The following is a 23,970-nucleotide window of genomic DNA, read 5'->3' as shown; positions in this document are numbered from 1 at the left end:
GATGAATGCCATCATTCGAATGCTGCGCGCGCGCCGAGCCGCTGCGCGCCGGGCGGCGCGATTGCTGCTGGCCAGCGCCTTTGCTGCGGGCCTGATCGCTCCGGCCTTCGCCGAGCCACCGCTCGAGAAGACCGAGATCCGCTATCAGGGCTGGGCCGGGCAGGTGACGTTCACCGAGCTCGCCGAGGACCTCGGCTACCTCGCGCCCCTCAAGCTCAAATGGGTCGGCAACACCATCAGCGGACCGCAGGACATCCAGACCGTCGTCACCGGCGACATCGACGTCGGCGGCGCTTTCTATGGCGCGATTATCAAGCTGATCGCGGCCAAGGCGCCGATCAAGGCGGTGGTCGGCTACTACGGTTCCGACGCGAACACCTATTACGGCTACTATGTGAAGGACGACAGTCCGATCAAGACGGCCCGCGACCTGATCGGCAAGAAGGTCGCGGTCAATACGCTTGGCGCCCATCTGGAGTTCGTGCTGCGTGAGTATCTGGCGCGGAACGGCATTAGCGCCGGCGAGGCCAAGCAGGTGACGTTGGTGGCGGTCCCACCCGTCACCGGCGAGCAGGCGCTGCGGCAAGGGCAGGTCGAGGTGAGCGCGCTCAGCGGCGTGTTGCGCGACAAGGCGCTGGAGCGTGGTGGAATCCGTTCGCTCTTCAACGATACCGATCTGTTCGGACAATTCACCGGCGGTGCCTATGTGCTGCGGGAGAAGTTCATCAAGGACAATCCGAACACCGCCCGCAAGCTGGTTGAGGGGATATCGCGCGCCATCCAGTGGGCGAAGACGACGCCGCCCGATGAAGTGCGGGCCCGCTTCGACCGGATCATCGCGGAGCGCAAGCGCAACGAGGATGCCTCCTCGATCAAGTACTGGAAGAGCACCGGCGTCGCGTCCAAGGGCGGCGTGATCTCGGATCCCGAGCTGCAGGTCTGGATCGACTGGCTGGTCAAGGACGGCCTGCTCAAGCCGGACCAGATCAAGGCTTCGGACACCTACACCAACGAGTTCAACTATTTCCGTCCCGGAAGGACGGCGGAGGCGCGATGACGTCGGTCAAGATCAGCTTTGACAAGGTCCGTAAGGAGTTCGTCACCCGAGGTGAGGGAGGCCGGCCGGCGGGCCGTTTCACCGCGCTCGAGGACATCACGTTCGACGTCCGCGCCGGCGAATTCCTGGCCCTGGTCGGTCCAAGCGGTTGCGGCAAGTCGACATTGCTCGATCTGCTCGGCGGGCTTGCGACGCCGACCAGCGGCCGCATCCTGCTCGATGGCCGCTCGATCGTTGGGCCAGGGCGTGACCGCGGCGTCGTCTTCCAGCAGTATGCGCTGTTTCCATGGCGTACCGCCGCGCAGAACGTCGAGTTCGGGCTCGACATTGCCGGCCTCAAGCCGAAGCAGCGCGGGGAGATCGCGCGGCACTTTCTCGACCTGGTCGGGCTGTCCGGTTTTGCCGACCGTTATCCGCACGAGCTTTCCGGCGGCATGAAGCAGCGTGTCGCGATCGCGCGGAGCCTGGCCTACGATCCGGAAGTGCTGCTGATGGACGAGCCGTTCGCCGCGCTCGATGCCCAGACGCGCGAAACGCTGCAAGGCGAGCTGCTGCGGATCTGGCGTGCCACCGGCAAGACCATCATCTTCATCACCCATGGCATCGACGAGGCCGTCGTGCTCGGCCAGCGCGTGGCGGTCATGACGTCGCGTCCGGGCCGGATCAAGGAGATTGTCGACATCCCCGCGGCCTTGCGCAGCGAAACCGAGGATGTGCGCTCGCTGCCGGAATTCGGCCGCGTGCGCCATGAGATCTGGAGCCTGCTCCGCGAGGAAGTGCAGAAGGTGCAGCTGGGGCAATCGGCGGGCAGGGTCAGCGCAGGCCGTGTCGACCGTGAAGTAAAGGAAGTCGCTCATGTCTAGCCTGGAGATGCTGACATTGCTGGAGCTCGCGCATGGGCGGCGAGACGAGCACGCGCCGGCAGCGCGGTCACCGCTGGTGAGCGCGGCCCGCGCCGCGACCCGCGGTCTGGCAGCTTTCGGGCGCCGTTCCCTGCTGCTGATCGCCCTTCTGGCGATCTGGGAGGCCGCGCCCAGGCTCGGCTTGATCGACGCGGTGTTTCTGCCGCCCTTCTCTGACGTCATCGCCGCAGGCTGGCAGCTCGCGCAAACTGGCGAGCTCTATGACGACGCCTCCGCGAGCCTGCTCCGCGCCCTGAGCGGGTTTCTGGTTTCGGTCGTGCTGTTCGTCCCGCTCGGGCTGGCCGTCGGCTGGTACACAAGGCTCGGCGATCTCCTGAACCAGTTCATCGAAATTTGCCGCAATACCGCGCCGCTCGCGCTGTTGCCGGTGTTCATCCTGCTGCTCGGCATCGGCGAGCTCTCGAAGATCACGATGGTGGTCTATAGCTGTGCCTGGCCGCTCCTGCTCAACACCATTGCCGCGGTGAAGCAAGTCGATCCGCTCTTGATCAAGTCGGCGCGGACCATGGGCGCGACCCCGCAGCAGCTGTTCCGCAAGGTGATCCTTCCGGCGGCGCTTCCGACGATCTTTGTCGGCATTCGCCTCGCCAGTGCGTCAGCCATGCTGGTGCTGGTCGCATCCGAGATGGTCGGCGCCAAGGCCGGCCTCGGCTATCTCATCATCAACAGCCAGTACAGCTTCCTGATCCCGCAGATGTATTTCGGCATAATCGGGATCACCGTCATCGGGCTGGCATTCAATGCCGTCCTGGAGGCGTTGGAACGGCGCTTGATGCGATGGAAGGCACAGGTTGCGGCGTGAGGCCGTGGTTCAGGCGCCGCTCGGACTGTTTCGTGCGGTGGCCTGCGTCACAATGCTGTTCGGCGGCACGTCCTTGGTCAGCCAGACGTTGCCGCCGATGGTCGACCCGCGGCCGATCGTGATTCGGCCGAGTATGGTTGCGCCGGCGTAGATCACGACGTCATCCTCGACGATCGGATGGCGGGCGTCGCCCTTGATCACATGGCCCTCGTCGTCGGTCGGGAAATGCCGCGCGCCGAGCGTGACGGCCTGATAGACCCGGACGTTGTTGCCGATGATGGCGGTTTCGCCGATCACGACGCCGGTTCCGTGATCGATGAAGAATCCGGAGCCGATCCGGGCGCCGGGATGGATATCGATGCCGGTCCTTGTGTGGGCGATCTCCGACATCAGGCGCGCCACCAGCCGCGCACCGATCTGGTAAAGCAGATGGGCAAGGCGATGGTGGATGATGGCGGTCATCCCGGGATAGCCGATCAGGATCTCGGGAAAATTCCGCGCCGCCGGGTCTCCAACGAATGCAGCGCGCAGATCGTTGATCAGCAGTCCGCGGACCGACGGCAGTTGGGTGGCGAATGCGCGTGTCAGCTCGATCGCCTCCTCATGCACAAAGCCGGGCTCCAGCTCGTCGCCAACGAACAGCGCGCCGCGATGGATCTGCGCGCCGAGCGAATCCAATGCCGTGCTCAGCGTATTGCCGACGAAATAGTCGATGTTCTCGCCGTCGAGGTCCGATTGGCCGTAGTGGCGCGGAAACAGCGCCTCGGTGAGGCCGTCGAGGATCGCCTCCAGCGCGTCGCGCGAGGGCGCACGGCGTGCTTCGCCGTCTTGCCGGATGCTGTGGGTCTCCTCCCGCGACGTGCGCAACTCGGCGACGATCCGGTCGAGCTGCCAGCGGCCTGGTGGTCTGCTGACCGCACCGGCCGTTGACGGAGGCGATGCTGGCGGCAATTCGCGTTTCATGCTGCACCCTTTCTCTGTTCTAACGGACATGCGCCAGAGGAATGCTGACTTCGGCCAATAGGTCGAGATCGGCTTCGTGATCGATCTGGACATACTGTCCATTCCAGTAGGTGAGGCCGGACAGCCGATGCGACAATTCCATGCTGGCGAGGCGGCCCACGATGATGCCATGGGAATGCCGCTCGATGATCTCCTCGACCTGGCATTCGATCATCGCAAGCGACCGCTGCAGCAACGGCACGCCCGAGGCTCCATGGGTCCAGTCGGTGCCCTCGAAGCGTTCCCTGCCTTTCAGCCGGCTATTGCTGAAGCGCTCGGCCAGGGCCTGCTGGTCGGAGCCGAGGATGTTGACACCGAATAGCCGATGGCGGGCGATCGGTGCGAAGGACGACGCCTGCCGGTTGATGCTGACCAGCAACCGGGGTGGGCTGGCGCTGAGCGACGTCAGCGAGGTCACCGTCATGCCGGTGATGTCCTCACCCTGTCCTGCGGTGATGATGCAAACGCCGCCCGGGAGGCGGCGCATCACAAGGCGAAATTGACGCTCGACCTCGTGGTCAGCGTCCACAAGATGAATATCCGGCCTGCTCATCGGGATTCTCCCTTGCATTGCCTCGCCGGATTGGACCTCGCCAGAGCGTTTTCGAGCGAAGTAGATACCGGTTCGCGTGAAGAAAACGCATCAAAACAACAAGCCAGAGTTCCGTTCCGATTCCATCGGAGCGGGGCTCTAGAAGAAGCCCTTGGCGGGGAGCGGCGTGCCGCTGATCTCGTATTGTCCGATCGAGCGCGCCTTGAAGGTATTTGGATTGTGCGACGCCAGCGTGCGCGCGTTGCGCCAGTGGCGGTCGAAATTGGCGGCCTTCTTGGTGGCCGATGCGCCGCCGACGTCGAACAGCAGGCTGCCGCTCCGGATCGCAAACTCGTCCGCAACGATCTTGGCCTTGGCCGACAGCAGCGCGGCCCTGTGCGCGGCATCGACGGCGTTTTCGTCGCCTGCATCGAAAGCGTCGGTGGCGGCATCGAGCGCCTCCGCGGCCGCAAGCACCACGGTCTCGGCGGCGAACGCGCCGCTGGCGATCTGGCCGACGGTCTGTTGCAGCAGCGGGTCGTCCGCCGGAACCTCGCTCGGCGCGTAATAGAACGTCCGCTTGCGGGTCCGCACCAGGGCGCTGGCGTCGCGCAGCACGGCGCGCGCGATGCCCGCATTGATAGCGGTCAGGAACAGCTGGGCAAATGTGTTGGAGTAGGGAATGCCATAGCCGGTATCCGGTGCATCGAACACGACCTCCTGGCGCTTGACGCGCACGTTGCGGAAATGCGTGGTGCCGGTCGCGGTCAGCCGCTGCCCGAGGCCGTCCCAGTCGTCGATCAGCTCGATGCCGTCGCGGTTGACCGGAATCAGCACGGCGGCATTGGTGGCGGATGCGTCAGCGGTGCGAACGAGGACGTAGTCCGAATACAGCGTGCCGGTGCTGTAGTATTTCGTGCCGTTGAGAAGGTAGTCGTCGCCGTCGGAAGTGAGTGTCGTGTTCGGCGTGACGTTGCCGACCTTGGGCGTGTCGAGCTCGGTTGCCGCAAGCCCGATGATCGCGCCGTCGGCGACTGCCTTCTGCCACTGCCTGTGCTGATCGTCCTTCGGCCGGCGCACCAGGCGTTCGACGACGCTGAAATGGTTGCGCAGGATATGCGCGACATTCGCGTCGGCCTCGCCGAGACCGATGACGATCTCGAACAATGCGCGAATCGACAGACCGGCGCCGCCGGATTCGGTCGGAAGCCGCAACGCGCCGAGGCGGGCCTTGCGAATGAGATCGACTTGCGCGAACGGCAGGACGCGCTCGCGTTCGCGGTCGGCGGCGCCTTCCGCGATGCGGCCAAGCAGCGCGTCGATATCGGGCGCGTGGCTGCGGAGGCGGTCGGAAGGCTCCAGCGAGGTAGCGGATAAAGGCTTGTTCATTGGTGTCACTCGAAGCGCGTTGATTAGTCGGACGGTTGTTGATCAGACCTGGGCCAAATGGTCGGTGACCTTGATCGGCTCCGGAAGCACCTTGCGCGCGACCAGCCAGTCGGCGGCCCGTTGCAGCTCGGCGAGGAAGTTTTCGTCGTTGGCGGCGAAGTAGCGATACTGCCGGTTCAACGCGATGAACTGGTCGCGGACCTGGTCGCTGTATTTGCCGGCCTTTTGCGCGATGTATTCGGCATCCTTGCTGTTCGCGGAAATCCACTTGCCCTCGGCGCGGAAGGCATCGTTGACGGCCCGGACCAGCGCAGGATTGTCGGTCGCGAATTTTCGGGTGGTCAGGTAGGACGTGTAGTCGATCTGGAACTCGAGATCGCGACCTTCCAGGAAGATGTCGTGCGCCTTGTATTCGAGCCGCGCGATGTCGACGCCCGGGCTCCACATCGACCAGGCGTCGACCTTCCCGGAGGCCAGCGCCGGCGCTGCGTCCGGTGGGTTGAGATAGACGAACGTCACCTTGGAGCGGTCGACCTTGTGCTTCTCGAGCGCCGCAACCAGCAGGAATTCGCCGAGACCCGAACGGTTCACCGCCACCGACTTGCCGACGAGATCCTCGACCTTGTTTATGCCGGAGTCATCCCGCGCAATGATCGCAGTGGTGCGCGGCTCGTAGACCACGAATTGCGTGAACACCAGCGGCGAGCCGGCGATGATCGCGGCGAGTGCCGGCGTCGTGCTGCCGCCGAAGCTGAAATCGGCGCTGCCGCCGGTCACAGCCTGCAGCGTCGGTGCATGATTGGGGAACGGCCCGAGCCACTCGACCTTGATGCCGTCCCTGGCCAGCAGCTTCTCGAACTCGCCGCGCTCCTTGGCGATCAGATTGAGGCCGCTCAAACCCCAGGTCAGACGTACAGTGTCGGTGACGCGGCCGGTCGCCGCATGCGCCGGCTCGGACAGGTCAAAACCGGCAAGCGCGCCGATGCCGAAGGCGGCGCCGCCAAGGAAGCTGCGACGGGTGGGGTTGGTGAACCGTAGGATAGACATCGAGTGGTCCTCAGGCAGGAATGGAGTGAGAGGTGCCGACGCCGAGCTCCGCCAGCAAGTCGGCGCGGGCGATCGGCGCTGCGCCGTTACGTTTCATGCGATGCTCGAACGCGATCCGGCCCTCGCGCATCACCAGGATGCGGTTGGCGAGCGCGATCGCCTCGTCGACGTCGTGGGTGACCAGGAGAACGCCGGGCCGATGGACGGCGACCAGCTCGCGCACCAGATCGTGCATGCGAATGCGGGTCAGCGCGTCGAGCGCGGCAAAGGGCTCATCGAGCAAGAGCAGCTCGGGCTCCTGCACCAGCGCGCGCGCCAGCGCCACGCGCTGCGCCTGTCCGCCCGAGAGGTTGCGCGGCCAGTCATCGAGACGGCCGCCGAGTCCGACCTCGGTGAGCGCGGTGGCGGCGCGCTGACGGGCGTCGCTCGCATTGAGGCCGAGCGAGACGTTGCGCCACAGACTGTCCCACGGCAGCAGCCGGTGCTCCTGGAAAACGACGGCCGGCCGCCGTGGTGCCGTGATGCGCCCGCCGTCGATCGCATCGAGGCCGGCCAGCGCCCGCAGCAGCGTGGTCTTGCCGCACCCGCTTTCGCCGAGCAGGGCGACGAACTCGCCGCGCTCGATGCGCAGGTTGAGGTTCTCGATCACCACGCGGCTGCCATAGGCGCGATGCAGTCCCGTCACCACGACGGCCGGCGCAATCGCGGCCGGTGAGGGCACGGCGTGCAACGTCATCGTGCGCCTCCATAGTTCGGATGCCAGGCCAATAGCCGTCGCTCCAGGGCGCGCGCGATGCCGTCGGCGGCGACACCGATCAGCGCATAGATCACGATCGTCAGCACGATCACGTCGGTGCGCAGGAACTCGCGTGCATCCATGGCGAGAAAGCCGATGCCGGACTGGGCGCCGATGGTCTCTGCGACCACCAGTGCCAGCCACGCGGTCGCCAGCGCATAGCGCACACCGGTCAGGATCGAGGGCAGGGCGCCGGGCAGGATGACGCGCCGGATCAGCTCGAGCGTTCCGAGGCCCTGGACGCGGCCGAGCTCGAGCAGCTTCGGGTCGACCTGCCGGATACCCAGCGTGGTGCTGATGTAGATCGGGAAGGCGACGCCGAGCGCGACCAGGAAGACCTTCTGGGCTTCGCCGACGCCGAGCCAGACGATCACCAGCGGCAGCGCGGCGAGAAACGGGATCGCGCGGATCATCTGAATGCTGCGGTCGATCGCGGCCTCCGCGATCCGCGAGAAGCCCACGAGGATGCCGAGCGCGAATCCGACGCTGCCGCCGATCGCAAAACCGGCCGTTGCGCGCAGCAGGCTGACGCCGAGATCGTTCAGCAGGCTTCCGGACGTTGCCAGCTTGAATGCCGTCCGGACGACCTTGCTCGGTGCCGGCAGCACCTGCGGCGAGAGCCAGCCGGCCTGCGCCAACAATTCCCAGATGATCAGAAGCACGACCGGGGCGAGCCACGACAGCAGCAGCATGCCGCGCCGGCCGATCTCTACTCGTGGCTTCCGGGACGGCGATGCGGTTTGATCGCTGCGCGGCGTTGAATCAAACGCGATTGATGGCGCAGCCTGTTCGAGGTTGCTCAAGTCTGTTCGGTCCTCATCCAACACGGCGCGCGGACGTCATTGATCGCGCGCGGCATGGTCTGCCGTTCTCTCGATTGACGGTTCGTCGTCGTTCGAAAGGGCGCGCGGCTCATGCGACGCAAACTGTCCCACGAATTTTCTCGAACAGAAATAGAGCCGTATTCCAATTGTCGCTGCGTCCGGAGTTTTCTGGTTCATCGGCGCTCGCCGCGCGGCAAGGATAATCTTTTGATGCGCCGCTGCTTGATCTGCCGCCGTGCTTCTTTGAAAACACGCCGACGCAACGTCAGGGAAATCGGAGAGACGGAATGTCGACACGACCGCTTCGCTTTGGCATCTGGGCGCTGGTCCATGGTTCGCGCGCGGCCTATCAGGATCCGGAGGAGCCGTATGACGCATCGTGGGAGCGCAATCGCGACCTCGTGCTTGCCGCCGAAGCGCTGGGCTACGATTCCACGCTGATCGCGCAGCACACCATCAATCCGCATCAGGAGGATTTCGATCAGCTCGAGGCCTGGAGCGCGGCGGCGGCCGTTGCGGCATTGACCAGCCGGATCGAGATCATCGCGGCCATCAAGCCCTATCTCTATCACCCGGTGGTTCTGGCCAAACTTGCGCTCGGGATCGAGAACATCAGCCGCGGACGCTTCGCGATCAACCTGGTCAATGCCTGGAACCGGCCCGAGCTCGACAAGGCCGGTATCGGCTTTGCCGAGCACGATGCCCGTTACGCCTATGGCCGCGAGTGGATCACGATCGTCTCGCGCCTGATGCAGGGTGAGCGGTTGACCTACAAGGGCGAGCATTTCGACGTCCGCGATTATCTGTTGCGGCCGACGAGCCTCTACCGACCGCGACCATTGATCTATGTCGGCGGCGAGTCCGAGCCGGCGCGCGCTTTGGTCGCCGACCACGGCGACGTCTGGTTCATCAACGGTCAGCCGCTCGAGGATGTCGCGGGCCTCATTGCCGACGTGGCGGCGCGGCCACGGACCTCGGCGCCGCTTCGCTTCGGGCTGTCCGCCTTCGTCATCGCGCGCCAGACGCAGGCCGAGGCCCAGGCCGCCTATGAGCGGCTGCTGGAGCTGTCGCGGCAGGACGCCTCGATGAAGGCGATCCAGCGGCAGAACACCGATCCGAAGGTCGTGATGATGCAGACCATGCAGAAGTCGGAGCGGGTCGGCAGCAACGGCGGCACCGCTGCCGGGCTGGTTGGGAGCTATGATGACGTGGCCGCCCGGATCGGGGCGTTCCATGCCGCGGGCATCGAGTTGTTCATGCTGCAGTTCCAGCCTTTCGAGGCCGAGATGGAGCGCTTTGCGAAGGAGATCATCCCGCGCGTCCGCGCAGCGTCATCTGTTGCAAATGATACGCGAGCACTGCTGGCGGGTTCGCGGTAGCTGCGTCACGCGGTTGCGGCGGCTTCCGTCTGACGCGCAAAGCGGCTGATCGGCCGAGGCAAGCCAAAATGCTCACGCAAGGTGGTGCCGGCGTAATTGGTTCGGAACAGACCGCGGCGCTGCAGGATCGGCACCACGCTGTCGACGAAGATTTCGAGCCCCGTCGGCAACACGTCGGGCATCAGATTGAATCCGTCGGCCGCGCCAGCCCTGAACCAGGCCTCGATGTCGTTGGCGATCTGCTCGGGCGTGCCGACGATGATCCGGTGTCCGACCCCACCGCCGAGTGCCCGCAACAATTGCCGGACGGTGAGGTTGCCGCGGCGCGCAAGGTTCACCGTGCCCTGGACATGGTGTGGTTGGCGTTGGCCGGCAGTGGGAGTGGATCGGGTAGCGGCTTGTCGAGCTCTAGGATCGCAGAATCGACCTGCAACGTGCCGGCGAGACGCGCGAGGCTGTACTCGATCGGAACCAGCTCCCACAGCTCATCCTGCCGCCGTTTCGCCTCGGCTTCAGTGCTGCCGATCACGGTGGCAAGGCCCGGCAGGATGACGATGGTGTCACCGGCGCGACCGTAGGCCGCGGCGCGGGCGCGCAGGTCGCGCGCATAGGCGACGCCTTCCTCGATCGTCTGGGCCAGCGTGAACACGGCTTCGGCCTGCGCGGCAGCGAGATCACGGCCGTCGCTCGAGCCGCCGGCCTGCACGGTCACCGGGCGGCCCTGCGGCGAACGCGGCACGTTGAGCGGACCGGCCACGGAGTAATGGGCGCCGCGATGCGCGATCGGATGAACCTTCGACGTATCGACAAATCGCGCCGAGGACTTGTCGCCGACGAAGGCGTCGTCCTCCCAACTGTCCCACAGTGCATGGACGACCTCGGCGAACTCCTTGGCGCGCTCGTAGCGGGCCTTGTGCTCCAGCACGTTGCTGAGGCCGAAATTTCGGCTGGCCGACGCGTCGGCCGTGGTTACCGCATTCCAGCCGGCGCGGCCGCCGCTCGCCAGGTCCAGGGTCGCGAAGCGGCGTGCGATGTTGTAGGGCTCGTTGTAGGTGGTCGAGGCGGTCGCGATCAGCCCGATATGGCTGGTCGCCGCGGCCACCGACGCCAGCACGATCGTCGGTTCCATCGACATGAAGGAGCGGTAGTCGATGCGGTCGGTGATGGCCGGCGTGTCGGCAAGGAAGATCGCATCGAGCTGGCCGCGCTCGGCGATCTCAGCCACGCGCACATAATGGCCGACGTCGAAGCAGGCGCGAGGATCGCTTTCGGGCATCCGCCACGCCGACGCGTATACGCCGGAGTGCAGCAGGTTGACATTGAGGTGAAGCTGACGATCGGACATGGCTGCCACGCAATGGGGTGAGACGATTCACGAAGTATCGCCTGTCTGGCCGCATGAAAACGAACGGCCGGCGTGTCCATGCAAAAAGAAATATCCGTCCCCGCTGCGCGATCTGCGGACAAATCCGGTGTCGATCTTCTGCGATGAACGGAACGTCCCGCCCGTCGCCGCATGAATATTCTTTGGCGCGCAGCGGCAGGGGAAGCTTCGTCCAAGTCTGTGCAAATATCTGAAATTGCCAGCGAAGCCTACTCGCGTAACGATGCTGTTGCGGCGCATTGCAAGCAATCGGTGCCGCTCGGAGAATTGAGCGATGACAGTCCACGAGCGACGCGCCGAACAGCGAACTGTGCCAGGCGGCTCGGTCGAATTCGACGCTGACGTGCTGGTGATCGGCGGCGGGCCGGCGGGGACGTGGGCTGCGGTGAGCGCCGCCGAGCGCGGCGCACGCGTCGTGCTCGCCGACAAGGGATTTTGCGGCACGTCGGGTGCCACCGCGGCTGCCGGCACCGGCGTCTGGTATGTCGATCCCAATCCGGCAATGCGCGAGGCCGCGATGGCCAATCGCGAAAAGATGGGCGGGTACTTGCAGGATCGCCGCTGGATGGCGCGCGTGCTCGACCAGACCTACGAGGACAGCGATCGTCTGGCTGCCTGGGGTTACCCTTACCCGGTCGACGACGGTGGCAAGTCGCAGCGCAATTCGCTGCAAGGGCCGGAATACATGCGCCTGATGCGCAAGCGCACCAAGCAGGCCGGCGTCACCATTCTCGATCACAGTCCGGCGCTTGAGCTGCTGGTGGATGACGACGGCTCGGTTGCGGGAGCCGGCGGCGTGCGCCGCCAGAAGCACGATCGCTGGATAGTGCGCGCCAAGGCTGTCGTCATCGCGACCGGCGGCTGCGCGTTCCTGAGCAAGACGCTGGGATCGAATGTGCTGACCGGGGACGGCTATCTGATGGCCGCGGAGGTCGGGGCCGAGTTCAGCAGCATGGAATTCTCCAACCCTTATGCGATCTCGCCGGCGTTCGGCTCCGTGACCAAGACGCTGTTCTACGGCTGGGCGACCTTCAGCTATGAGGACGGCAGCGTCGTTCCCGGTGCGGCATCCAAGGGCGGGCGATCGGCGATTGCGCGCGCGCTGCTTCAGGGACCGGTCTATGCCCGCCTCGACAAGGCCGACGACGACGTGCAGCGGCACATGCGCGCGTCGCAGCCGAATTTCTTCCTGCCGTTCGATCGCACCGGCATCGATCCCTTCAGGGAGCGTTTCCCCGTCACCTTGCGGCTCGAAGGCACCGTGCGCGGCACCGGAGGCCTTCGCATTGTCGACGACAGCTGCGCCACCAGCGTGCCGGGACTCTACGCCGCCGGTGATGCAGCGACGCGCGAATTGATCTGCGGCGGCTTCACCGGCGGTGGTAGCCACAACGCCGCCTGGGCGATGTCATCGGGGACCTGGGCTGGATGGGGCGCTGCCGGCTATGCAAGGCAGTTGGGCCCGGCACGTCAGCGACGGCTGGCGTCCGCCGGAACCGTTGCGTTTCGAAGCAGAGCGGGTCGCGCGTTTGAGCCGGCCGCGCTGGCAAAGGCGGTCCAGGACGAGGTCTATCCGTATGAGCTGAACTATTTCCGGCACGCCTCGCGTCTCGAAGGCGCGCTGGCGCGGCTCGAAGCGGAATGGTCCGACGCCTCGGCGGCCGATGCGGCGAGCAAGGACGATCTGCTGCGTGCCCGCGAGAGCGCGGCCATGCTGGCGACGTCGCGCTGGATGTACCGCAGCGCGCTGGCGCGTCACGAAAGCCGCGGCATGCATCGCCGCGACGACTATCCCGATCAGGACGACCGCCAACGCCATTACGTGACGAGCGGCGGCCTCGACGAGGTCTGGACCACGGTGCGGCCGCATGCCGAGGCCAGCTATGCAGAGGCCGCGGAATGATCGAGGTGATCGACGCCGAGCGCTGCACGTCCTGCGACATCTGCGTGAATGTCTGCCCCACCAACGTCTTCGACAAGACGGAGGGGATTCCGGTGATCGCCCGTCAGGGCGATTGCCAGACCTGTTTCCTCTGCGAACTGTATTGTCCCGAGGACGCGCTTTACGTGTCGCCTTATGCGGAGGAGCCTCGCCCGACCGACGTGGTCGCGCTGCGGCAGACTGCCGCGTTGGGCAGTTACCGCCGCGCGGTCGGCTGGACCGACGAGACGCGCGATCTCCGCGGCATCGACCGCAGCTATCTGCTCTTTGGTCATTGAGCCCGGGCTGCGCCCGGCGACCGAAGCCATTTCCCAATTGGACCGACCGAATGAATGTACATCAATCCCTGACGACGGCGCAGCATGTTGCGCCGCTGCCGTCCATTCCGCTCGCTCCGAACGCGAGCGAAGCCATGATCCGCTTCGAGGCGGTCTCGAAGGTCTATCCGGCCTATCGCGACAAGCCGAGCGTGCACGCCTTGCAGGCGATCAACTTCGCGATCCCGCGCGGCTCGATCACCGGCGTGATCGGCCGCTCCGGCGCCGGCAAATCGAGCCTCGTCCGCCTCATCAACGGGCTTGAGAAGCCGTCGAGCGGCCGCGTCGTCGTCGATAACAGCGAGATCTCGGCGCTTGCCGGCCGCGAGCTCCGCCTGGCGCAACGCTCGATCGGCATGATCTTCCAGCACTTCAACCTGTTGTCGTCGCGGACGGCGGCGGACAATATCGCGTTGCCGCTCGAGATCTTCGGCTGGTCCAAGGCTGACATCGCCGTCCGTGTGGCCGAGCTGCTCGAGCTCGTCGGCATTGCCGACAAGTACGATCGCTATCCGTCCGAATTGTCCGGCGGCCAGAAACAGCGCATCGGCATCGCCCGCGCGCTGGCGACACGGCCGAATGTGCTGCTGTCCGACGAGGCGACGTCGGCGCTCGATCCGCAGACCACGCGTGCGATTCTGGATCTGCTGGCCAACATCAATCGCGAGCTCGGGGTCACGATCGTGCTGATCACCCACGAGATGTCGGTTGTCCGCCAGCTCGCCAAAGAGGTTGCGGTGATCGACGGCGGCCATGTCGTCGAGCGAGGTCATGTGGCGGAAATCTTCACGCATCCCCGGCATCCGGTCACGCAGGCGTTCCTTTCCGAGGTGATCGGGGACAGTGTTCCGGTTTCGCTGGCGAGCCGCCTTTCGCCGCAACCGGTTGCAGGCGGGCAGGCGGTCCTTCGCGTGCAGGTGCGCGGCACCGAAGCCGGCGACACCGTGGTGGCGCGGCTTTCGCGCGAACTGTCCCATGACGTGGCGCTGCTATCGGCCCGCATCGACGAGATCGGCGGCCAGCACGTGGGTTCGCTGATCCTCGGCATTCCCGGCGGTGAAGCCAGGCAGGCCCTGGCCTATCTTTCTCAGCATGACATTCTGGTGGAGCGTCTCGGCTATGTCGCGTGAACTCATCAACCTGATCGTTCAGGCCACGGGCGAGAGCCTTTTCATGGTCTCGGTGGCCGCGCTGGTTGCGACCGCGCTAGGCCTTCCGCTTGGCGTCTTCCTGGCGACCAGCCGGAAAGGGGAGCTGTTCGCCGCGCCGTCAGCCAATGGCGTGCTCGGCGTGATCGTCAATGCGGCCCGCTCGACGCCGTTCATCATCCTGGTGGTTGCGATCATTCCTTTCACGCGGCTGATTGCCGGCACTTCGATCGGATCGGGCGCGGCAATTGTGCCGCTCACCATCGCGGCAACGCCGTTCATCGCCCGTCTGGTCGAGGCCGCGATCCGCGAGGTCGATGCCGGTCTGATCGAGACGGCGTCCTCGTTCGGTGCAAGCCCGTTGCAGATCGTGTTCAAGGTCCTGATCCCGGAGGCTTTGCCGGGCCTGGTGCTGGCCCTGACGCTCGCGGTGGTCAGCCTGCTTGGCTACTCTGCAATGGTCGGGGCCGTCGGCGGCGGCGGCCTCGGCGATCTCGGCATTCGCTACGGCTATCAGCGCTTCATGCCCGAAATGATGCTTGCGGTCGTCGTCGTTTTGATCGCACTGGTTCAGACCGTACAGACCGCCGGCGACTACCTGGCACGCCGCGTCAACCGTCGCCTGCGCCACCGCTAAAGACGCAGCGCCGTCACGATCCCTTCGGCGCCCAGATCTTGACGTCGCCGGTATCGACCTTGCGTGGCAGCAGACCTTCGGCCGTGAAAGTATCGGCGATCCGCTGCTGCTCGGAAAGGCCGGCCGGGGTGACCACGCCGACCTTGTAGGAGCGATGGCTGTTGGCCTCCTCCACCGTGGTGGCGTCGATGCCCCACAGGCCGGCGAGCAGCGCCGCGGCGTCTTTGGGATTGGCTTTGACCCAGGTGCCGGTTTCGACCAGCCTGGCAAAGATGACATTCAGTGCATCGGCCCGCTTTTCGGCGAACGCGGCCGACGCGAGATAGTAGCGCTTGTAGCTTGCGAGCCCGCCGCTGCCGTCGGTCAGGATGCGCGCGCCGGACTGGCGTTGCGCGCTGCTGAGGAACGGATCCCAGGCGACCCAGGCATCGACATTGCCGCTGACGAACGCCGCGCGGCCATCCGCCGGCGTCAGATAGGCCGGCGTGATGTCCTTGAAGGACAGTCCGGCCTTGGCAAGTACCGCCAGCAGCAGGAAGTGGCTGCCTGCGCCCTTGGTGACCGCGACCTTCTTGCCCTTGAGATCGGCCGGCGACTTGATCGCGGATTCCTTCGGCACCAGGATCGCCTGCGCCGATGGAGAGGCGGCCTCTTCCGCGACGTAAGCGAGCTTGGCGCCGGCGGCCTGGGCGAAGATCGGCACAGTGTCGGCGACGTCGGCCCCGAAATCGATGCTGCCGACATTGATGGCTTCGAGCAGCGGCAGGCCACTGGTGAACTCGTGCCATGACACGGTGATGCCGAGCGGCGCCAACGCCTTCTCCAGTGCGCCGTTGGTCTTCAGGATCGCGGTCAGCGTCGACGATTTCTGGTAGCCGATCCGGATTTCCTCGGCCGCCGCAGGCCGAACCAGCGAGGTCATCGCAAGCAGCCCGACGGCGGCGACAGCAAGACGGCGCGACATCGCAGCCGCCGATGATGCGGCCTGCGCTGGCGGGATGGGGCGGGCAAAGATGGGCATGGTGAGACGTCCTAAACCGGTTCGATCTGTTGTCATTTGTGTGCAATCGGAGCGCCGGAGGCAATCGCGGAGAAATCGCCCGAACGAGTGCAATTTTCTCTGCAAGCGAAGTCAGCGAGAAAAGTATTTTTGGCGCGCGCGTTGCGGCCGGGATCAGCAGATAGGTCGCTCGCTGCGCCAAAATGCCCGGCCGCCTCCATTCTCTTTTCCTCGCGGCCGCAGCAGTGGCAACTCGTCATGCGAGAAAATTTGGATTCTCATTTCATTGATTTCGTCCCCGGAGCGGGCGATGAGCTTGATGACGATTTCAGTTCCATGGAGACCAGGATGTTGCTTCGATCCATTTTCGCACTTGCAGGCGTTGTTGCGATCTGGTCGACCGCCGCCGCGGCAGAAACGATCAAGATTGGTGTGACGCCCGGGCCGCATGCACAAATCCTCGAGGCCGTGAAACCGATCGCGGCGAAGAGCGGGCTCGAGCTTCAGCTCATCGAGTTCTCCGACTATGTCGTTCCGAACGCCGCGCTCGATGCCGGCGACATCCAGGCCAACTCGTTTCAGAACCAGCCCTACCTGGACAACCAGAAAGCCGATCGCGGCTACAAGATCGAGCAGGTGGGATTGACGGTCAATTTTCCGATCGGTGTCTATTCGCGCAAGCACAAGAGCTGGGCCGACGTTCCTGACGGAGCCAAGGTCTCAATTCCCAATGATCCGACCAATGGCGGCCGGGCGCTGCTTCTGCTGCGCGACAAGGGCGCGATCAAGCTGAAGAGCGATGTCGGCTTCAAGCCGACTGTTATCGACATCACCGACAATCCCAGGAAGCTGAAATTCGTCGAGGTCGACGCAGCCCAGGCGCCCCGGGCGCTCGACGATGTCGATGCGGCGGTCATCAACACCAACTATGCGACGCAGGCTGGTCTCAATCCGGTCAAGGATCCGATCCTGCGCGAGGATCCGAAAGGGCCATACGTCAATCTGATTGCGGTTCGCTCCGCCGACAAGGACAAGCCGTGGGTCAAGATCCTGGTCGATAGCTACCACACGCCCGAGATCAAGGAATTCGTCCAGACCAAGTTCAAGGGCGCGGTGCTGCCCGGCTGGTAGTCGACGATCCAATCGCTGAGGGAAGATGATGCGTATTCTGATGACGGCGGTTGCCGCGGTAACGCTCCTGGTCGGCACCGCGAGGGCCGAGACGGTCCGGGTCGGCGTCACGGCCGGACCACACGCCGAGATCCTCGAAGTCGTCAAGAAGGTGGCTGCGGGCCATGGGTTCGACATCAAGGTGGTCGAATTCACCGACTACGTGATCCCGAACCAGGCGCTCGCGCTCGGGGATCTCGAGGCCAATTCGTTCCAGCACGAGCCTTATTTGAAGAACCAGATATCGAAGACCGGCTGGAAGATCGTCAAGGTCGCCAACACGATTGCGTCGCCGCAAGGTGTCTACTCGTTGAAATACAAGAAGCTGGCCGATCTTCCGGATGGCGGGCGGGTGGCGATCGCCAACGATCCTTCCAACGGCGCGCGCGGCCTGATGATCCTCGCGCTGCACGGCGTGATCAAGCTCAAGGATCCCAACAACGTCGCATCGACCATTGCAGACATCACTGACAATCCGAAGCATCTGCGCTTCGTCGAGCTTGATGCCGCGCAGTTGCCGCGTTCCCTGCAAGATGTCGATCTGGTCTCGATCAACAACAATTATGCGGTTCAGGCCGGGCTCAATCCCGCCACCGATGCAATTGCCCGCGAGGCGGCCGATGGCCCGTGGGTCAACATCATTGCCGTGCGCGAGGCGGACAGGGACAAGCCCTGGGTCAAGCAGCTGATCGATGCCTACCATTCCGAAGAGGTCAAGGCATTCCTCGAGAAGCGCTTCAAGGGCACCTACATCGCAACCTGGTGACGGGCGTTGATCGCCCATCGGCGGGAGGTTTCCAGGCTGATCTATTCGGCGGCCTCGGTGCGCGCTGCCGTCGAGGCGCGGCAGAAGCCGGCGCCGGGATGCGTAGCGTCAAGATAGGGACCGCGTCCGGGGAACAGCTTCTCGCGGAGCGTGCCTTCGCGATAGGCTGTCTTGTAGACTCCGCGTGACTGCAGTTCCGGCACGACGAGGTCGACGAATGACGTCAGCGATTCCGGCGCGACGAGGCGGAACAGGTTGAAGCCGTCGACGTCGGTTTCGTCGGCCCAGGCGATCAGCTCGTCCGCCACGTCCTGGGGTGAACCGACCACGAATGGCGAGCGTGCGCCGACCCGGCTCAGCGTCGCGAGATCACCGACCTTGACCGGCCGGTCGCTCCGCAACGTGAAATTCTCGACCATCGACTGGATCGCGTTGCTCTCGACATATTCTACCGCCTGATCGGGACGATAGTTCGAGAAATCGATGCCGGTCCAGCCCGAGAGCAGGGCCAGCTGGCCGGCTTGATCGACATACCCTGCGTACTCCTCGAGCAGATCGTTGGCCTCCGCGCGCGTCGGGGCAACGATCACGGTCGCGCCGGCGAACAGGCGGATATCATAGGGATCGCGTCCGAACGCCTTGGCCGCCTCCCTGATCTCGCGTACGGCGCGGGCCAGAATGGGCCTGGTCTGGCCGTTGAGGAAGATCGCCTCCGCGTGCCTCGCCGCGAAGGCGCGGCCGCGCTTCGAGGTTCCCGCCTGATACAGCAACGGTGTGCGCTGTGGCGAGGGTTCGGCGAGGTGGATGCCGTCGACCGTGTAGTGCCGCCCCTGGTGTCGTACCGGATGGATCTTTGCGGGATCGGTGAAGGTGCGCGCTGTCCGGTCACGGCGAACCGCGCCGTCCTCCCAGCTGCCTTCCCATAGCTTATAGCTCGCGGTCAGAAACTCCTCGGCCGCCTCGTAGCGTTCATCATGCGCGCGGTTGGCCTCAAGACCCATTCCGCGGGCGCCGCTATCGAGATAGCCGGTGACGATGTTCCAGCCGATCCGTCCGCGAGTGAGATGATCGAGCGTCGAGAAGCGGCGGGCGAACTGGTAGGGATGTTCGTAGGTGAGGTTGGACGTGATGCCGAAGCCAAGATGCTTCGTTGCGTAAGCCATGGCGGAGACGAGCAGGGTCGGCTCGGCGTTCGGCAACTGAACGGCGTGACGCAGCGCGGTCTCAGGACTGCCGCCGTAGACGTCATAGATGCCGAAGACGTCGGCCAGGAAGACGCCGTCGAGCAGGCCGCGTTCGGCCGTTCTGGCATAGTCCACCCAATAGTCGAGCGAGTTGTAGTTAAGTGAAGTGTCGCGCGGATGCGACCAGAGGCCGGCCCAGTTGTGGCTCGGCGCCATCATGTTGAACGCGTTGAAGCGAAGCTCCTTCGGTCTGGTCATCGCGTGATTCCGCCAATTGAGGACTGAGAGGTGATTTATCACGTCAGCTGCGCGGCTTTATTTTCTATTCGGAGAGACAGGATCAAAATCGTGCTCCGTCGCCGATCCGGCGCAGCAGAGATTCGTTTGTTCGACTTCGTCGTGCTGTTCGAAATGACGGCATGCGCGACATTGCGTACCGATTTGCAGGCGCGATCAGCAGATGGCCCATCAGCTCCGCTGAGCCGTTCAAACCGGCGGCGCAGTGAAACAAATGTTACGCGATCGGCGCAGCGGCTGAAAAATTAGCGACGCCATCAGACGTGGCGCCAGCACGCTCATCGCTATTTTCTCCGATGTCTCGACAGTCGCGGACGCTGCTGCGCATCATTCTTTGCCTTTTGATGCTGGGTCCACGGATTTCAGGAGATTTTCGAGATGCCGATCGAAACCAAGAATGTCGAGACGCTCGCCTTGCATGGCGGATCGTACCGGTCCGACCCGGCAACCGGCGCCGTCGCCGTTCCGATCTACCAAACGACGTCCTTTCAATTCGAGAATACCGATCACGCATCGCGGCTGTTCGCCCTGGAGGCGATCGGACAGATCTACACCAGGATCAAGAACCCGACGGTTGACGCGTTCGAGGAGCGCCTGGCCGCGCTGGAAGGCGGCGTTGGCGCGCTGGCCGTGGCGTCAGGCCAGTCGGCGACGGCCTACGCGATCTTCAACATCGCGCAAGCCGGCGACAATATCGTCTCATCGACCGATCTGTATGGCGGCACCTGGACGCTGCTGTCGCAGACGCTGAAGCAGTTCGGCATCGAGGTTCGCTTCGTCGATCCGGCCGATCCGGAAAACTTCCGCCGGGCGACCGATGCGAAGACCCGGGCCTACTTCGCCGAGACGCTGCCGAACCCGAAGCTCAACGTCTTCCCCATCAGGGAAGTCGCGGATATCGGCCATTCGCTCGGCGTGCCGCTCGTTCTCGACAACACCGCCGTCCCGCTCATTGCGCGCCCGTTCGAGCACGGCGCGGCGATTGTCGTCTATTCCGCGACAAAGTATATCGGCGGCCACGGCACGTCGATTGGCGGAGCGATCATCGATGGCGGCAATTTCGACTGGGCGGCGCACGCCGAGCGCTTCCCGCTGCTGACGCAGCCGGACGATGCCTATCACGGCGCGATCTGGACCGAGGCAGCCAAGCCGCTCGGTCCGATCGCCTACATCCTGCGCGCACGCGTGAAGCTGCTGCGCGATCTCGGCGCCGCGGTCGCTCCCCAGAACGCATTTCAGTTCATCCAGGGACTGGAGACCTTGCCGCTGCGGTTGCGTCAGCACAACGAGAACGCGATCAAGGTGGCGAACTTCCTGGCACGGCATCCCGCCGTTTCGCATGTGATCTTTCCCGGACTGCAGAGCGGCGAGGACCGGCGCCGCGCCGATCTCTATCTGAAGGGCGGCTATGGCGGGCTGGTCGGCTTCGAGCTGAAAGGGGGCGTCGAGGCTGGCCGTCGTTTCATCGATGCGCTGAAACTGTTCTATCACGTCGCCAACATCGGCGATGCGCGCTCGCTGGCGATCCACCCGGCGTCGACCACCCATCAGCAGCTGAGCGCCGCGGAGCAGCTCGCGGCAGGCGTGACGCCCGGCTACATCAGGCTTTCGGTCGGCATCGAACATCCCGACGACATCCTCGCCGATCTCACCCAGGCATTGGCCGAGGCCGAAGCGGGAAGCAGCGGCCGCAAGGCGGCCTGATCGATCCCTGAAGACGGAGTTGAAACCGAGACCATGAAGACATTGTTGCGCCTGGCGCAGGCAGCTGGCGTGCTGCTTGCCATGACTGCGGCCGCCGTTGCGGACGAACCTCTCAAGATCGCGACCAGCGCCGGCCCGGTCGGTCAGCTGGCTGCCTTTGCCGCCAAGCTCGCCAAGGACAAGGGGCAGGACGTCAAGATCGTTGAGCTGTCGGACTGGGTCGCGCTGAACGAGGTGGTGAACAGCGGCGACGTCGACGCCAATCTGTTCCAGCACGCCACCTATCTCGCGATCCAGAACAAGCAGCGCGGCTTCAACCTGATCCAGGTCGACAAGGTCGGCGTGATCGCGCCCGTCGGGCTGTTCTCGAAGAAGATCAAGTCGCTCGACGAGATCAAGTCCGGCGACAGCGTTGCGATCCCGAACGAGCCGCTCAACGGCGCGCGTGGCTTGATCCTGCTCGAACGCGCCGGACTGATCAAGCTGGCGCCGGGCAAGGGTTTTTCGGTGAGCCGGTTTGATATCATCGAAAATCCCAAGAACCTGAAGATCGTCGAGCTCGATCCGGCGCAGACCTACCGGTCGCTCGACGACGTCACGCTTGCGCTCGTCAATATCACCTATCTGATACCGGCCGGCGGTGATCCGAAATCGGCGTTGGTGATCGACCGCACGGTCGATGACGGTCTCGTGCTGCGCTTTACCGCGCGGCCGGACAAGAAGGATGATCCGCGCCTGAAGGCCTTCATCCAGGTCTTCAACTCGCCGGAGGTCAAGCACTTCATCGAGGAGAAGCTGCCGGCGTTCATTCCGGCCGGTTTCGGCAGCTAGAGCGTTGTCGAGCGAAGTGGACACCGGTTCGCGTGAAGAGAGCGCGTCAGAACAAAAGGCTGGAGTTTCGGTCTGATTCAATCAGAGCCGAAGCCCTAGACGCGCGCGGGGGGATGCAAGTCGCCGCTCCTCGTCGGCGCGAACCAGCAGAGCGGCAAGCTCGGCGCATTGGTTGCGGATGTCGGGAATTGCGCTGATTTCCCAGAACGCGGCGCGCGTGAGCGGACCGACGGCATACAGACGGCGTGACGGGACGCCGTCGTGACCGATGATTGCGCAATTGCGATCGGTTTCTATGCCGATGCGGAGCGGATCGACGCGTGCGAGGCCAAGCTCGAGCAGGCTGCGCACCGCGGGGTTGGCGGTTGCGCGCGGATCCTGGACGATGCCGGTGCAGTCGACGATGGCGCCGACATGCATGCGATGGAGCCTGGTCTCGCCGCGTCGCCGGTAACTCACGGTCGCACCTGTCCGGTCGGGCTCGGCCGAGATCAGCTTCGCGGCCATCGGGGTGAGCCGGCCTCCATAGATCGCTTCGGTGATCCGGACCTCCACTTCCGGCGCCATCCGATGCCGATGCACGTCCCACCAGGCGCGTGCGTGTTCGAGGAACCGGCGCTTGGACGAAAGCGGGAGTTCACGCCACAGCCGCTGGGTGTGGGGACGAAGCCCGTCGATGACGCTGCGCCAGTCGCCGCCCGCTGCGGTGTGCCGGTCGATGCGACCGCGAAGCCAGCGAAGCAGGCTGCCGATTCCGGAGCCGAAGGGGACCTCCGCCTCTTCGATGCGCATGGCGTCGACCCGGCGGTGCGGTTTGGCGAGAAGGCCCCGGCGCGACATCGCAACGATCGGCCCGCGATGTCCGTCGCGCAGCAACGACAGCACGTAATCGACCATCGTCAAGCCCGTGCCGAGGATCAGGACGGTCGCGTCGTCGGCGATCGCAGCGGCAGACGGTGCCGCCCAGGGATCGGCATGTCCCGGACTGTTCGCGCGTGGATCGTGCCCGGTTGCGAGAACGACGGTGTCGCCGATCAGCTGCCGGCCGTCGTCGAGGCTGGCGGTGACGTCGCCTCGCCGTTCGGGGATGGCGATGCACCTGCCGTGCACGATCGACAGGCGTTGGATGTCGGCCTGATCGGACGCCTGTTGCTCGAGCAGACTGGCAATGTAGTCGCCAAAGATGCGCCGCGGCACGAAGCAATAGGGATCAGGGCAGAGCGGCGCGTCCGCCCCGCGCGAGATCAGCCAGTGCCAGAAATGATCCGGCTGGTCGGGCAGCGCGCTCATATTCGCGACCCGTACATTGAGCAGATGATCCGGATTGCCGGTATGATAGGCGATGCCGCGCCCGATGTCGGGACGCTGCTCGATCAGGCTGACGCGGACACCGTCCGTCGGTTGACGCAGTAGCTGGTGCGCCAGCAGGACGCCGCTCGCGCCCCCGCCGACGATGATGACGTGACGCGCTCGAGGAGCTGTCATGCTATCGCTCTGTGCGTGATCCGGCCGCACGACATGCGCGGCGTGGGCAGACTGACGTCAGCGTGGCGATGGATCACATCTGCCGCGGTCTCGATTGGGCATGCGTCGAGGGCAACCAGCAATCAGCCGTGAGGACCAAACAGAAAGAGTTCGTGCATGTCCTTGCCGTCGGGGTTGGCGGCGCGCGCCAACCGCCGCTGCCATCTCTTCAGCCGGCGGGCCGCGCGACGAAGGACGTGGAGCCAAGAGGATGTCCGCACCCAGAGCCTCCTTCGCATTCCGAGCCGTTCCACGAACGATAACACGCCCCTGTTCGGGACGCGCGCGAAACTCGGCGGCGCCACGAAGTTTGCA

At 64.7% G+C, this 23,970-nt stretch carries 22 protein-coding genes and 1 pseudogene; 13 read left to right on the top strand and 10 right to left on the bottom strand.

Features of this window, described 5'->3' with window-relative positions; all coding sequences use genetic code 11:
• Position 1 precedes the first annotated feature (1 nt).
• Genes ACVWYP_RS39060 through ACVWYP_RS39050 form a run of 3 tightly spaced genes read left to right on the top strand, consistent with a single transcriptional unit; the run spans position 2 to position 2,782 of the window.
• Positions 2-1,057, top strand: a complete 1,056-nt coding sequence (locus ACVWYP_RS39060) for an ABC transporter substrate-binding protein (protein ID WP_304497045.1) — start codon at positions 2-4, stop codon at positions 1,055-1,057.
• Positions 1,054-1,920 (top strand): ABC transporter ATP-binding protein, encoded by an 867-nt coding sequence (locus tag ACVWYP_RS39055; RefSeq protein WP_304497044.1) that lies wholly within the window; start codon positions 1,054-1,056, stop codon positions 1,918-1,920. The genes ACVWYP_RS39060 and ACVWYP_RS39055 overlap by 4 nt, the downstream gene beginning before the upstream one ends.
• Complete coding sequence (locus ACVWYP_RS39050) at positions 1,913-2,782, top strand: ABC transporter permease (protein ID WP_304497043.1); 870 nt, start codon at positions 1,913-1,915, stop codon at positions 2,780-2,782. Before ACVWYP_RS39055 ends, ACVWYP_RS39050 begins: the two co-directional genes overlap by 8 nt.
• 9 nt (positions 2,783-2,791) lie before the next feature.
• Here ACVWYP_RS39050 and epsC read toward each other — a convergent pair whose 3' ends face one another.
• The 6 genes from epsC to ACVWYP_RS39020 all read right to left on the bottom strand — a co-directional run bounded on the left by epsC (position 2,792) and on the right by ACVWYP_RS39020 (position 8,240).
• The gene (gene epsC / locus ACVWYP_RS39045) at positions 2,792-3,745 is read right to left on the bottom strand and encodes a serine O-acetyltransferase EpsC (protein WP_304497042.1); all 954 of its coding nucleotides are present in this window, start codon (positions 3,743-3,745) and stop codon (positions 2,792-2,794) included.
• 19 nt (positions 3,746-3,764) lie between these two features.
• Positions 3,765-4,337 carry a flavin reductase family protein gene (locus ACVWYP_RS39040; protein ID WP_304497041.1) on the bottom strand — a complete coding sequence of 191 codons (573 nt, stop codon included), beginning with the start codon at positions 4,335-4,337 and terminating at the stop codon, positions 3,765-3,767.
• 138 nt (positions 4,338-4,475) lie between these two features.
• The gene (locus ACVWYP_RS39035) at positions 4,476-5,705 is read right to left on the bottom strand and encodes an acyl-CoA dehydrogenase family protein (RefSeq protein ID WP_304497040.1); all 1,230 of its coding nucleotides are present in this window, start codon (positions 5,703-5,705) and stop codon (positions 4,476-4,478) included.
• A 42-nt stretch (positions 5,706-5,747) separates the two neighbouring features.
• On the bottom strand, positions 5,748-6,752 hold the full coding sequence (locus ACVWYP_RS39030) for an NrtA/SsuA/CpmA family ABC transporter substrate-binding protein (protein WP_304497039.1): 1,005 nt from the start codon (positions 6,750-6,752) through the stop codon (positions 5,748-5,750).
• Positions 6,753-6,762: 10 nt separating this feature from the next.
• A complete protein-coding gene (locus ACVWYP_RS39025; RefSeq protein WP_304497038.1) occupies positions 6,763-7,488 on the bottom strand; it encodes an ABC transporter ATP-binding protein in 726 nt (241 codons plus the stop codon).
• Positions 7,485-8,240, bottom strand: coding sequence for an ABC transporter permease subunit (locus ACVWYP_RS39020; RefSeq protein WP_304497037.1), 756 nt, complete (start codon positions 8,238-8,240; stop codon positions 7,485-7,487). The genes ACVWYP_RS39025 and ACVWYP_RS39020 overlap by 4 nt, the downstream gene beginning before the upstream one ends.
• A gap of 419 nt (positions 8,241-8,659) precedes the next feature.
• Between ACVWYP_RS39020 and ACVWYP_RS39015 the strand changes: the two genes are divergently transcribed.
• Positions 8,660-9,751 carry an LLM class flavin-dependent oxidoreductase gene (locus ACVWYP_RS39015; protein ID WP_304497036.1) on the top strand — a complete coding sequence of 364 codons (1,092 nt, stop codon included), beginning with the start codon at positions 8,660-8,662 and terminating at the stop codon, positions 9,749-9,751.
• A 5-nt stretch (positions 9,752-9,756) separates the two neighbouring features.
• On the opposite strand, the pseudogene ACVWYP_RS39010 reads toward ACVWYP_RS39015, so the two are convergent.
• Positions 9,757-11,096 (bottom strand): annotated as a pseudogene (locus ACVWYP_RS39010) (LLM class flavin-dependent oxidoreductase).
• A 313-nt stretch (positions 11,097-11,409) separates the two neighbouring features.
• Here ACVWYP_RS39010 and ACVWYP_RS39005 point away from each other — a divergent pair.
• From ACVWYP_RS39005 to ACVWYP_RS38990, 4 genes are read left to right on the top strand one after another with little or no spacing between them, the layout of a single operon-like run.
• Positions 11,410-13,038: an FAD-dependent oxidoreductase gene (locus ACVWYP_RS39005; protein WP_304497034.1), complete on the top strand. Its 1,629-nt coding sequence runs from the start codon at positions 11,410-11,412 to the stop codon at positions 13,036-13,038.
• Complete coding sequence (locus tag ACVWYP_RS39000) at positions 13,035-13,355, top strand: 4Fe-4S dicluster domain-containing protein (protein WP_016840109.1); 321 nt, start codon at positions 13,035-13,037, stop codon at positions 13,353-13,355. The genes ACVWYP_RS39005 and ACVWYP_RS39000 overlap by 4 nt, the downstream gene beginning before the upstream one ends.
• 50 nt (positions 13,356-13,405) lie before the next feature.
• Complete coding sequence (locus ACVWYP_RS38995) at positions 13,406-14,524, top strand: methionine ABC transporter ATP-binding protein (RefSeq protein ID WP_456684282.1); 1,119 nt, start codon at positions 13,406-13,408, stop codon at positions 14,522-14,524.
• A complete protein-coding gene (locus ACVWYP_RS38990) occupies positions 14,514-15,179 on the top strand; it encodes a methionine ABC transporter permease (protein ID WP_038382360.1) in 666 nt (221 codons plus the stop codon). The genes ACVWYP_RS38995 and ACVWYP_RS38990 overlap by 11 nt, the downstream gene beginning before the upstream one ends.
• A gap of 13 nt (positions 15,180-15,192) precedes the next feature.
• Here the strand turns inward: ACVWYP_RS38990 and ACVWYP_RS38985 are convergent, their stop codons facing one another.
• The gene (locus tag ACVWYP_RS38985) at positions 15,193-16,200 is read right to left on the bottom strand and encodes an aliphatic sulfonate ABC transporter substrate-binding protein (protein WP_028338457.1); all 1,008 of its coding nucleotides are present in this window, start codon (positions 16,198-16,200) and stop codon (positions 15,193-15,195) included.
• A gap of 327 nt (positions 16,201-16,527) precedes the next feature.
• Here ACVWYP_RS38985 and ACVWYP_RS38980 point away from each other — a divergent pair, with 327 nt between their 5' ends.
• Positions 16,528-17,310, top strand: coding sequence for a MetQ/NlpA family ABC transporter substrate-binding protein (locus tag ACVWYP_RS38980; protein WP_420888129.1), 783 nt, complete (start codon positions 16,528-16,530; stop codon positions 17,308-17,310).
• 28 nt (positions 17,311-17,338) lie between these two features.
• Positions 17,339-18,115: a MetQ/NlpA family ABC transporter substrate-binding protein gene (locus ACVWYP_RS38975; RefSeq protein WP_304500388.1), complete on the top strand. Its 777-nt coding sequence runs from the start codon at positions 17,339-17,341 to the stop codon at positions 18,113-18,115.
• A 41-nt stretch (positions 18,116-18,156) separates the two neighbouring features.
• On the opposite strand, the gene ACVWYP_RS38970 is transcribed toward ACVWYP_RS38975, so the two are convergent.
• Complete coding sequence (locus ACVWYP_RS38970) at positions 18,157-19,557, bottom strand: LLM class flavin-dependent oxidoreductase (RefSeq protein WP_304497032.1); 1,401 nt, start codon at positions 19,555-19,557, stop codon at positions 18,157-18,159.
• 30 nt (positions 19,558-19,587) lie between these two features.
• Between ACVWYP_RS38970 and ACVWYP_RS38965 the strand changes: the two genes are divergently transcribed.
• The 3 genes from ACVWYP_RS38965 to ACVWYP_RS38955 all read left to right on the top strand — a co-directional run bounded on the left by ACVWYP_RS38965 (position 19,588) and on the right by ACVWYP_RS38955 (position 22,131).
• Complete coding sequence (locus ACVWYP_RS38965; RefSeq protein ID WP_304497031.1) at positions 19,588-19,845, top strand: hypothetical protein; 258 nt, start codon at positions 19,588-19,590, stop codon at positions 19,843-19,845.
• Positions 19,846-19,974: 129 nt separating this feature from the next.
• On the top strand, positions 19,975-21,300 hold the full coding sequence (locus tag ACVWYP_RS38960; protein ID WP_304497030.1) for an O-acetylhomoserine aminocarboxypropyltransferase/cysteine synthase family protein: 1,326 nt from the start codon (positions 19,975-19,977) through the stop codon (positions 21,298-21,300).
• A gap of 33 nt (positions 21,301-21,333) precedes the next feature.
• Positions 21,334-22,131, top strand: coding sequence for a MetQ/NlpA family ABC transporter substrate-binding protein (locus ACVWYP_RS38955; protein ID WP_304497029.1), 798 nt, complete (start codon positions 21,334-21,336; stop codon positions 22,129-22,131).
• 81 nt (positions 22,132-22,212) lie between these two features.
• On the opposite strand, the gene ACVWYP_RS38950 is transcribed toward ACVWYP_RS38955, so the two are convergent.
• Positions 22,213-23,616, bottom strand: a complete 1,404-nt coding sequence (locus ACVWYP_RS38950) for an FAD/NAD(P)-binding protein (RefSeq protein WP_304497028.1) — start codon at positions 23,614-23,616, stop codon at positions 22,213-22,215.
• Between the last annotated feature and the right edge of the window lie 354 nt (positions 23,617-23,970).

Source organism: Bradyrhizobium sp. USDA 3262, assembly GCF_054060035.1.
The sequence above is the reverse complement of the archived record's forward strand: the minus strand, read 5'-3'. Positions and strand labels throughout refer to the sequence as shown.

Coding starts and splice junctions, on each gene's coding strand:
- ACVWYP_RS39060 (WP_304497045.1), top strand. CDS start 2: ATGAATGCCATCATTCGAATGCTGCGCGCGCGCCGAGCCGCTGCGCGC.
- ACVWYP_RS39015 (WP_304497036.1), top strand. CDS start 8,660: ATGTCGACACGACCGCTTCGCTTTGGCATCTGGGCGCTGGTCCATGGT.
- ACVWYP_RS38995 (WP_456684282.1), top strand. CDS start 13,406: ATGAATGTACATCAATCCCTGACGACGGCGCAGCATGTTGCGCCGCTG.
- epsC (WP_304497042.1), bottom strand. CDS start 3,745: ATGAAACGCGAATTGCCGCCAGCATCGCCTCCGTCAACGGCCGGTGCG.
- ACVWYP_RS38960 (WP_304497030.1), top strand. CDS start 19,975: ATGCCGATCGAAACCAAGAATGTCGAGACGCTCGCCTTGCATGGCGGA.
- ACVWYP_RS39030 (WP_304497039.1), bottom strand. CDS start 6,752: ATGTCTATCCTACGGTTCACCAACCCCACCCGTCGCAGCTTCCTTGGC.
- ACVWYP_RS39000 (WP_016840109.1), top strand. CDS start 13,035: ATGATCGAGGTGATCGACGCCGAGCGCTGCACGTCCTGCGACATCTGC.
- ACVWYP_RS39025 (WP_304497038.1), bottom strand. CDS start 7,488: ATGACGTTGCACGCCGTGCCCTCACCGGCCGCGATTGCGCCGGCCGTC.
- ACVWYP_RS39040 (WP_304497041.1), bottom strand. CDS start 4,337: ATGAGCAGGCCGGATATTCATCTTGTGGACGCTGACCACGAGGTCGAG.
- ACVWYP_RS39055 (WP_304497044.1), top strand. CDS start 1,054: ATGACGTCGGTCAAGATCAGCTTTGACAAGGTCCGTAAGGAGTTCGTC.
- ACVWYP_RS38975 (WP_304500388.1), top strand. CDS start 17,339: ATGCGTATTCTGATGACGGCGGTTGCCGCGGTAACGCTCCTGGTCGGC.
- ACVWYP_RS39020 (WP_304497037.1), bottom strand. CDS start 8,240: ATGCTGCTGCTGTCGTGGCTCGCCCCGGTCGTGCTTCTGATCATCTGG.
- ACVWYP_RS38990 (WP_038382360.1), top strand. CDS start 14,514: ATGTCGCGTGAACTCATCAACCTGATCGTTCAGGCCACGGGCGAGAGC.
- ACVWYP_RS39005 (WP_304497034.1), top strand. CDS start 11,410: ATGACAGTCCACGAGCGACGCGCCGAACAGCGAACTGTGCCAGGCGGC.
- ACVWYP_RS38955 (WP_304497029.1), top strand. CDS start 21,334: ATGAAGACATTGTTGCGCCTGGCGCAGGCAGCTGGCGTGCTGCTTGCC.
- ACVWYP_RS39050 (WP_304497043.1), top strand. CDS start 1,913: ATGTCTAGCCTGGAGATGCTGACATTGCTGGAGCTCGCGCATGGGCGG.
- ACVWYP_RS38950 (WP_304497028.1), bottom strand. CDS start 23,616: ATGACAGCTCCTCGAGCGCGTCACGTCATCATCGTCGGCGGGGGCGCG.
- ACVWYP_RS38980 (WP_420888129.1), top strand. CDS start 16,528: ATGTTGCTTCGATCCATTTTCGCACTTGCAGGCGTTGTTGCGATCTGG.
- ACVWYP_RS38970 (WP_304497032.1), bottom strand. CDS start 19,557: ATGACCAGACCGAAGGAGCTTCGCTTCAACGCGTTCAACATGATGGCG.
- ACVWYP_RS39035 (WP_304497040.1), bottom strand. CDS start 5,705: ATGAACAAGCCTTTATCCGCTACCTCGCTGGAGCCTTCCGACCGCCTC.
- ACVWYP_RS38985 (WP_028338457.1), bottom strand. CDS start 16,200: ATGCCCATCTTTGCCCGCCCCATCCCGCCAGCGCAGGCCGCATCATCG.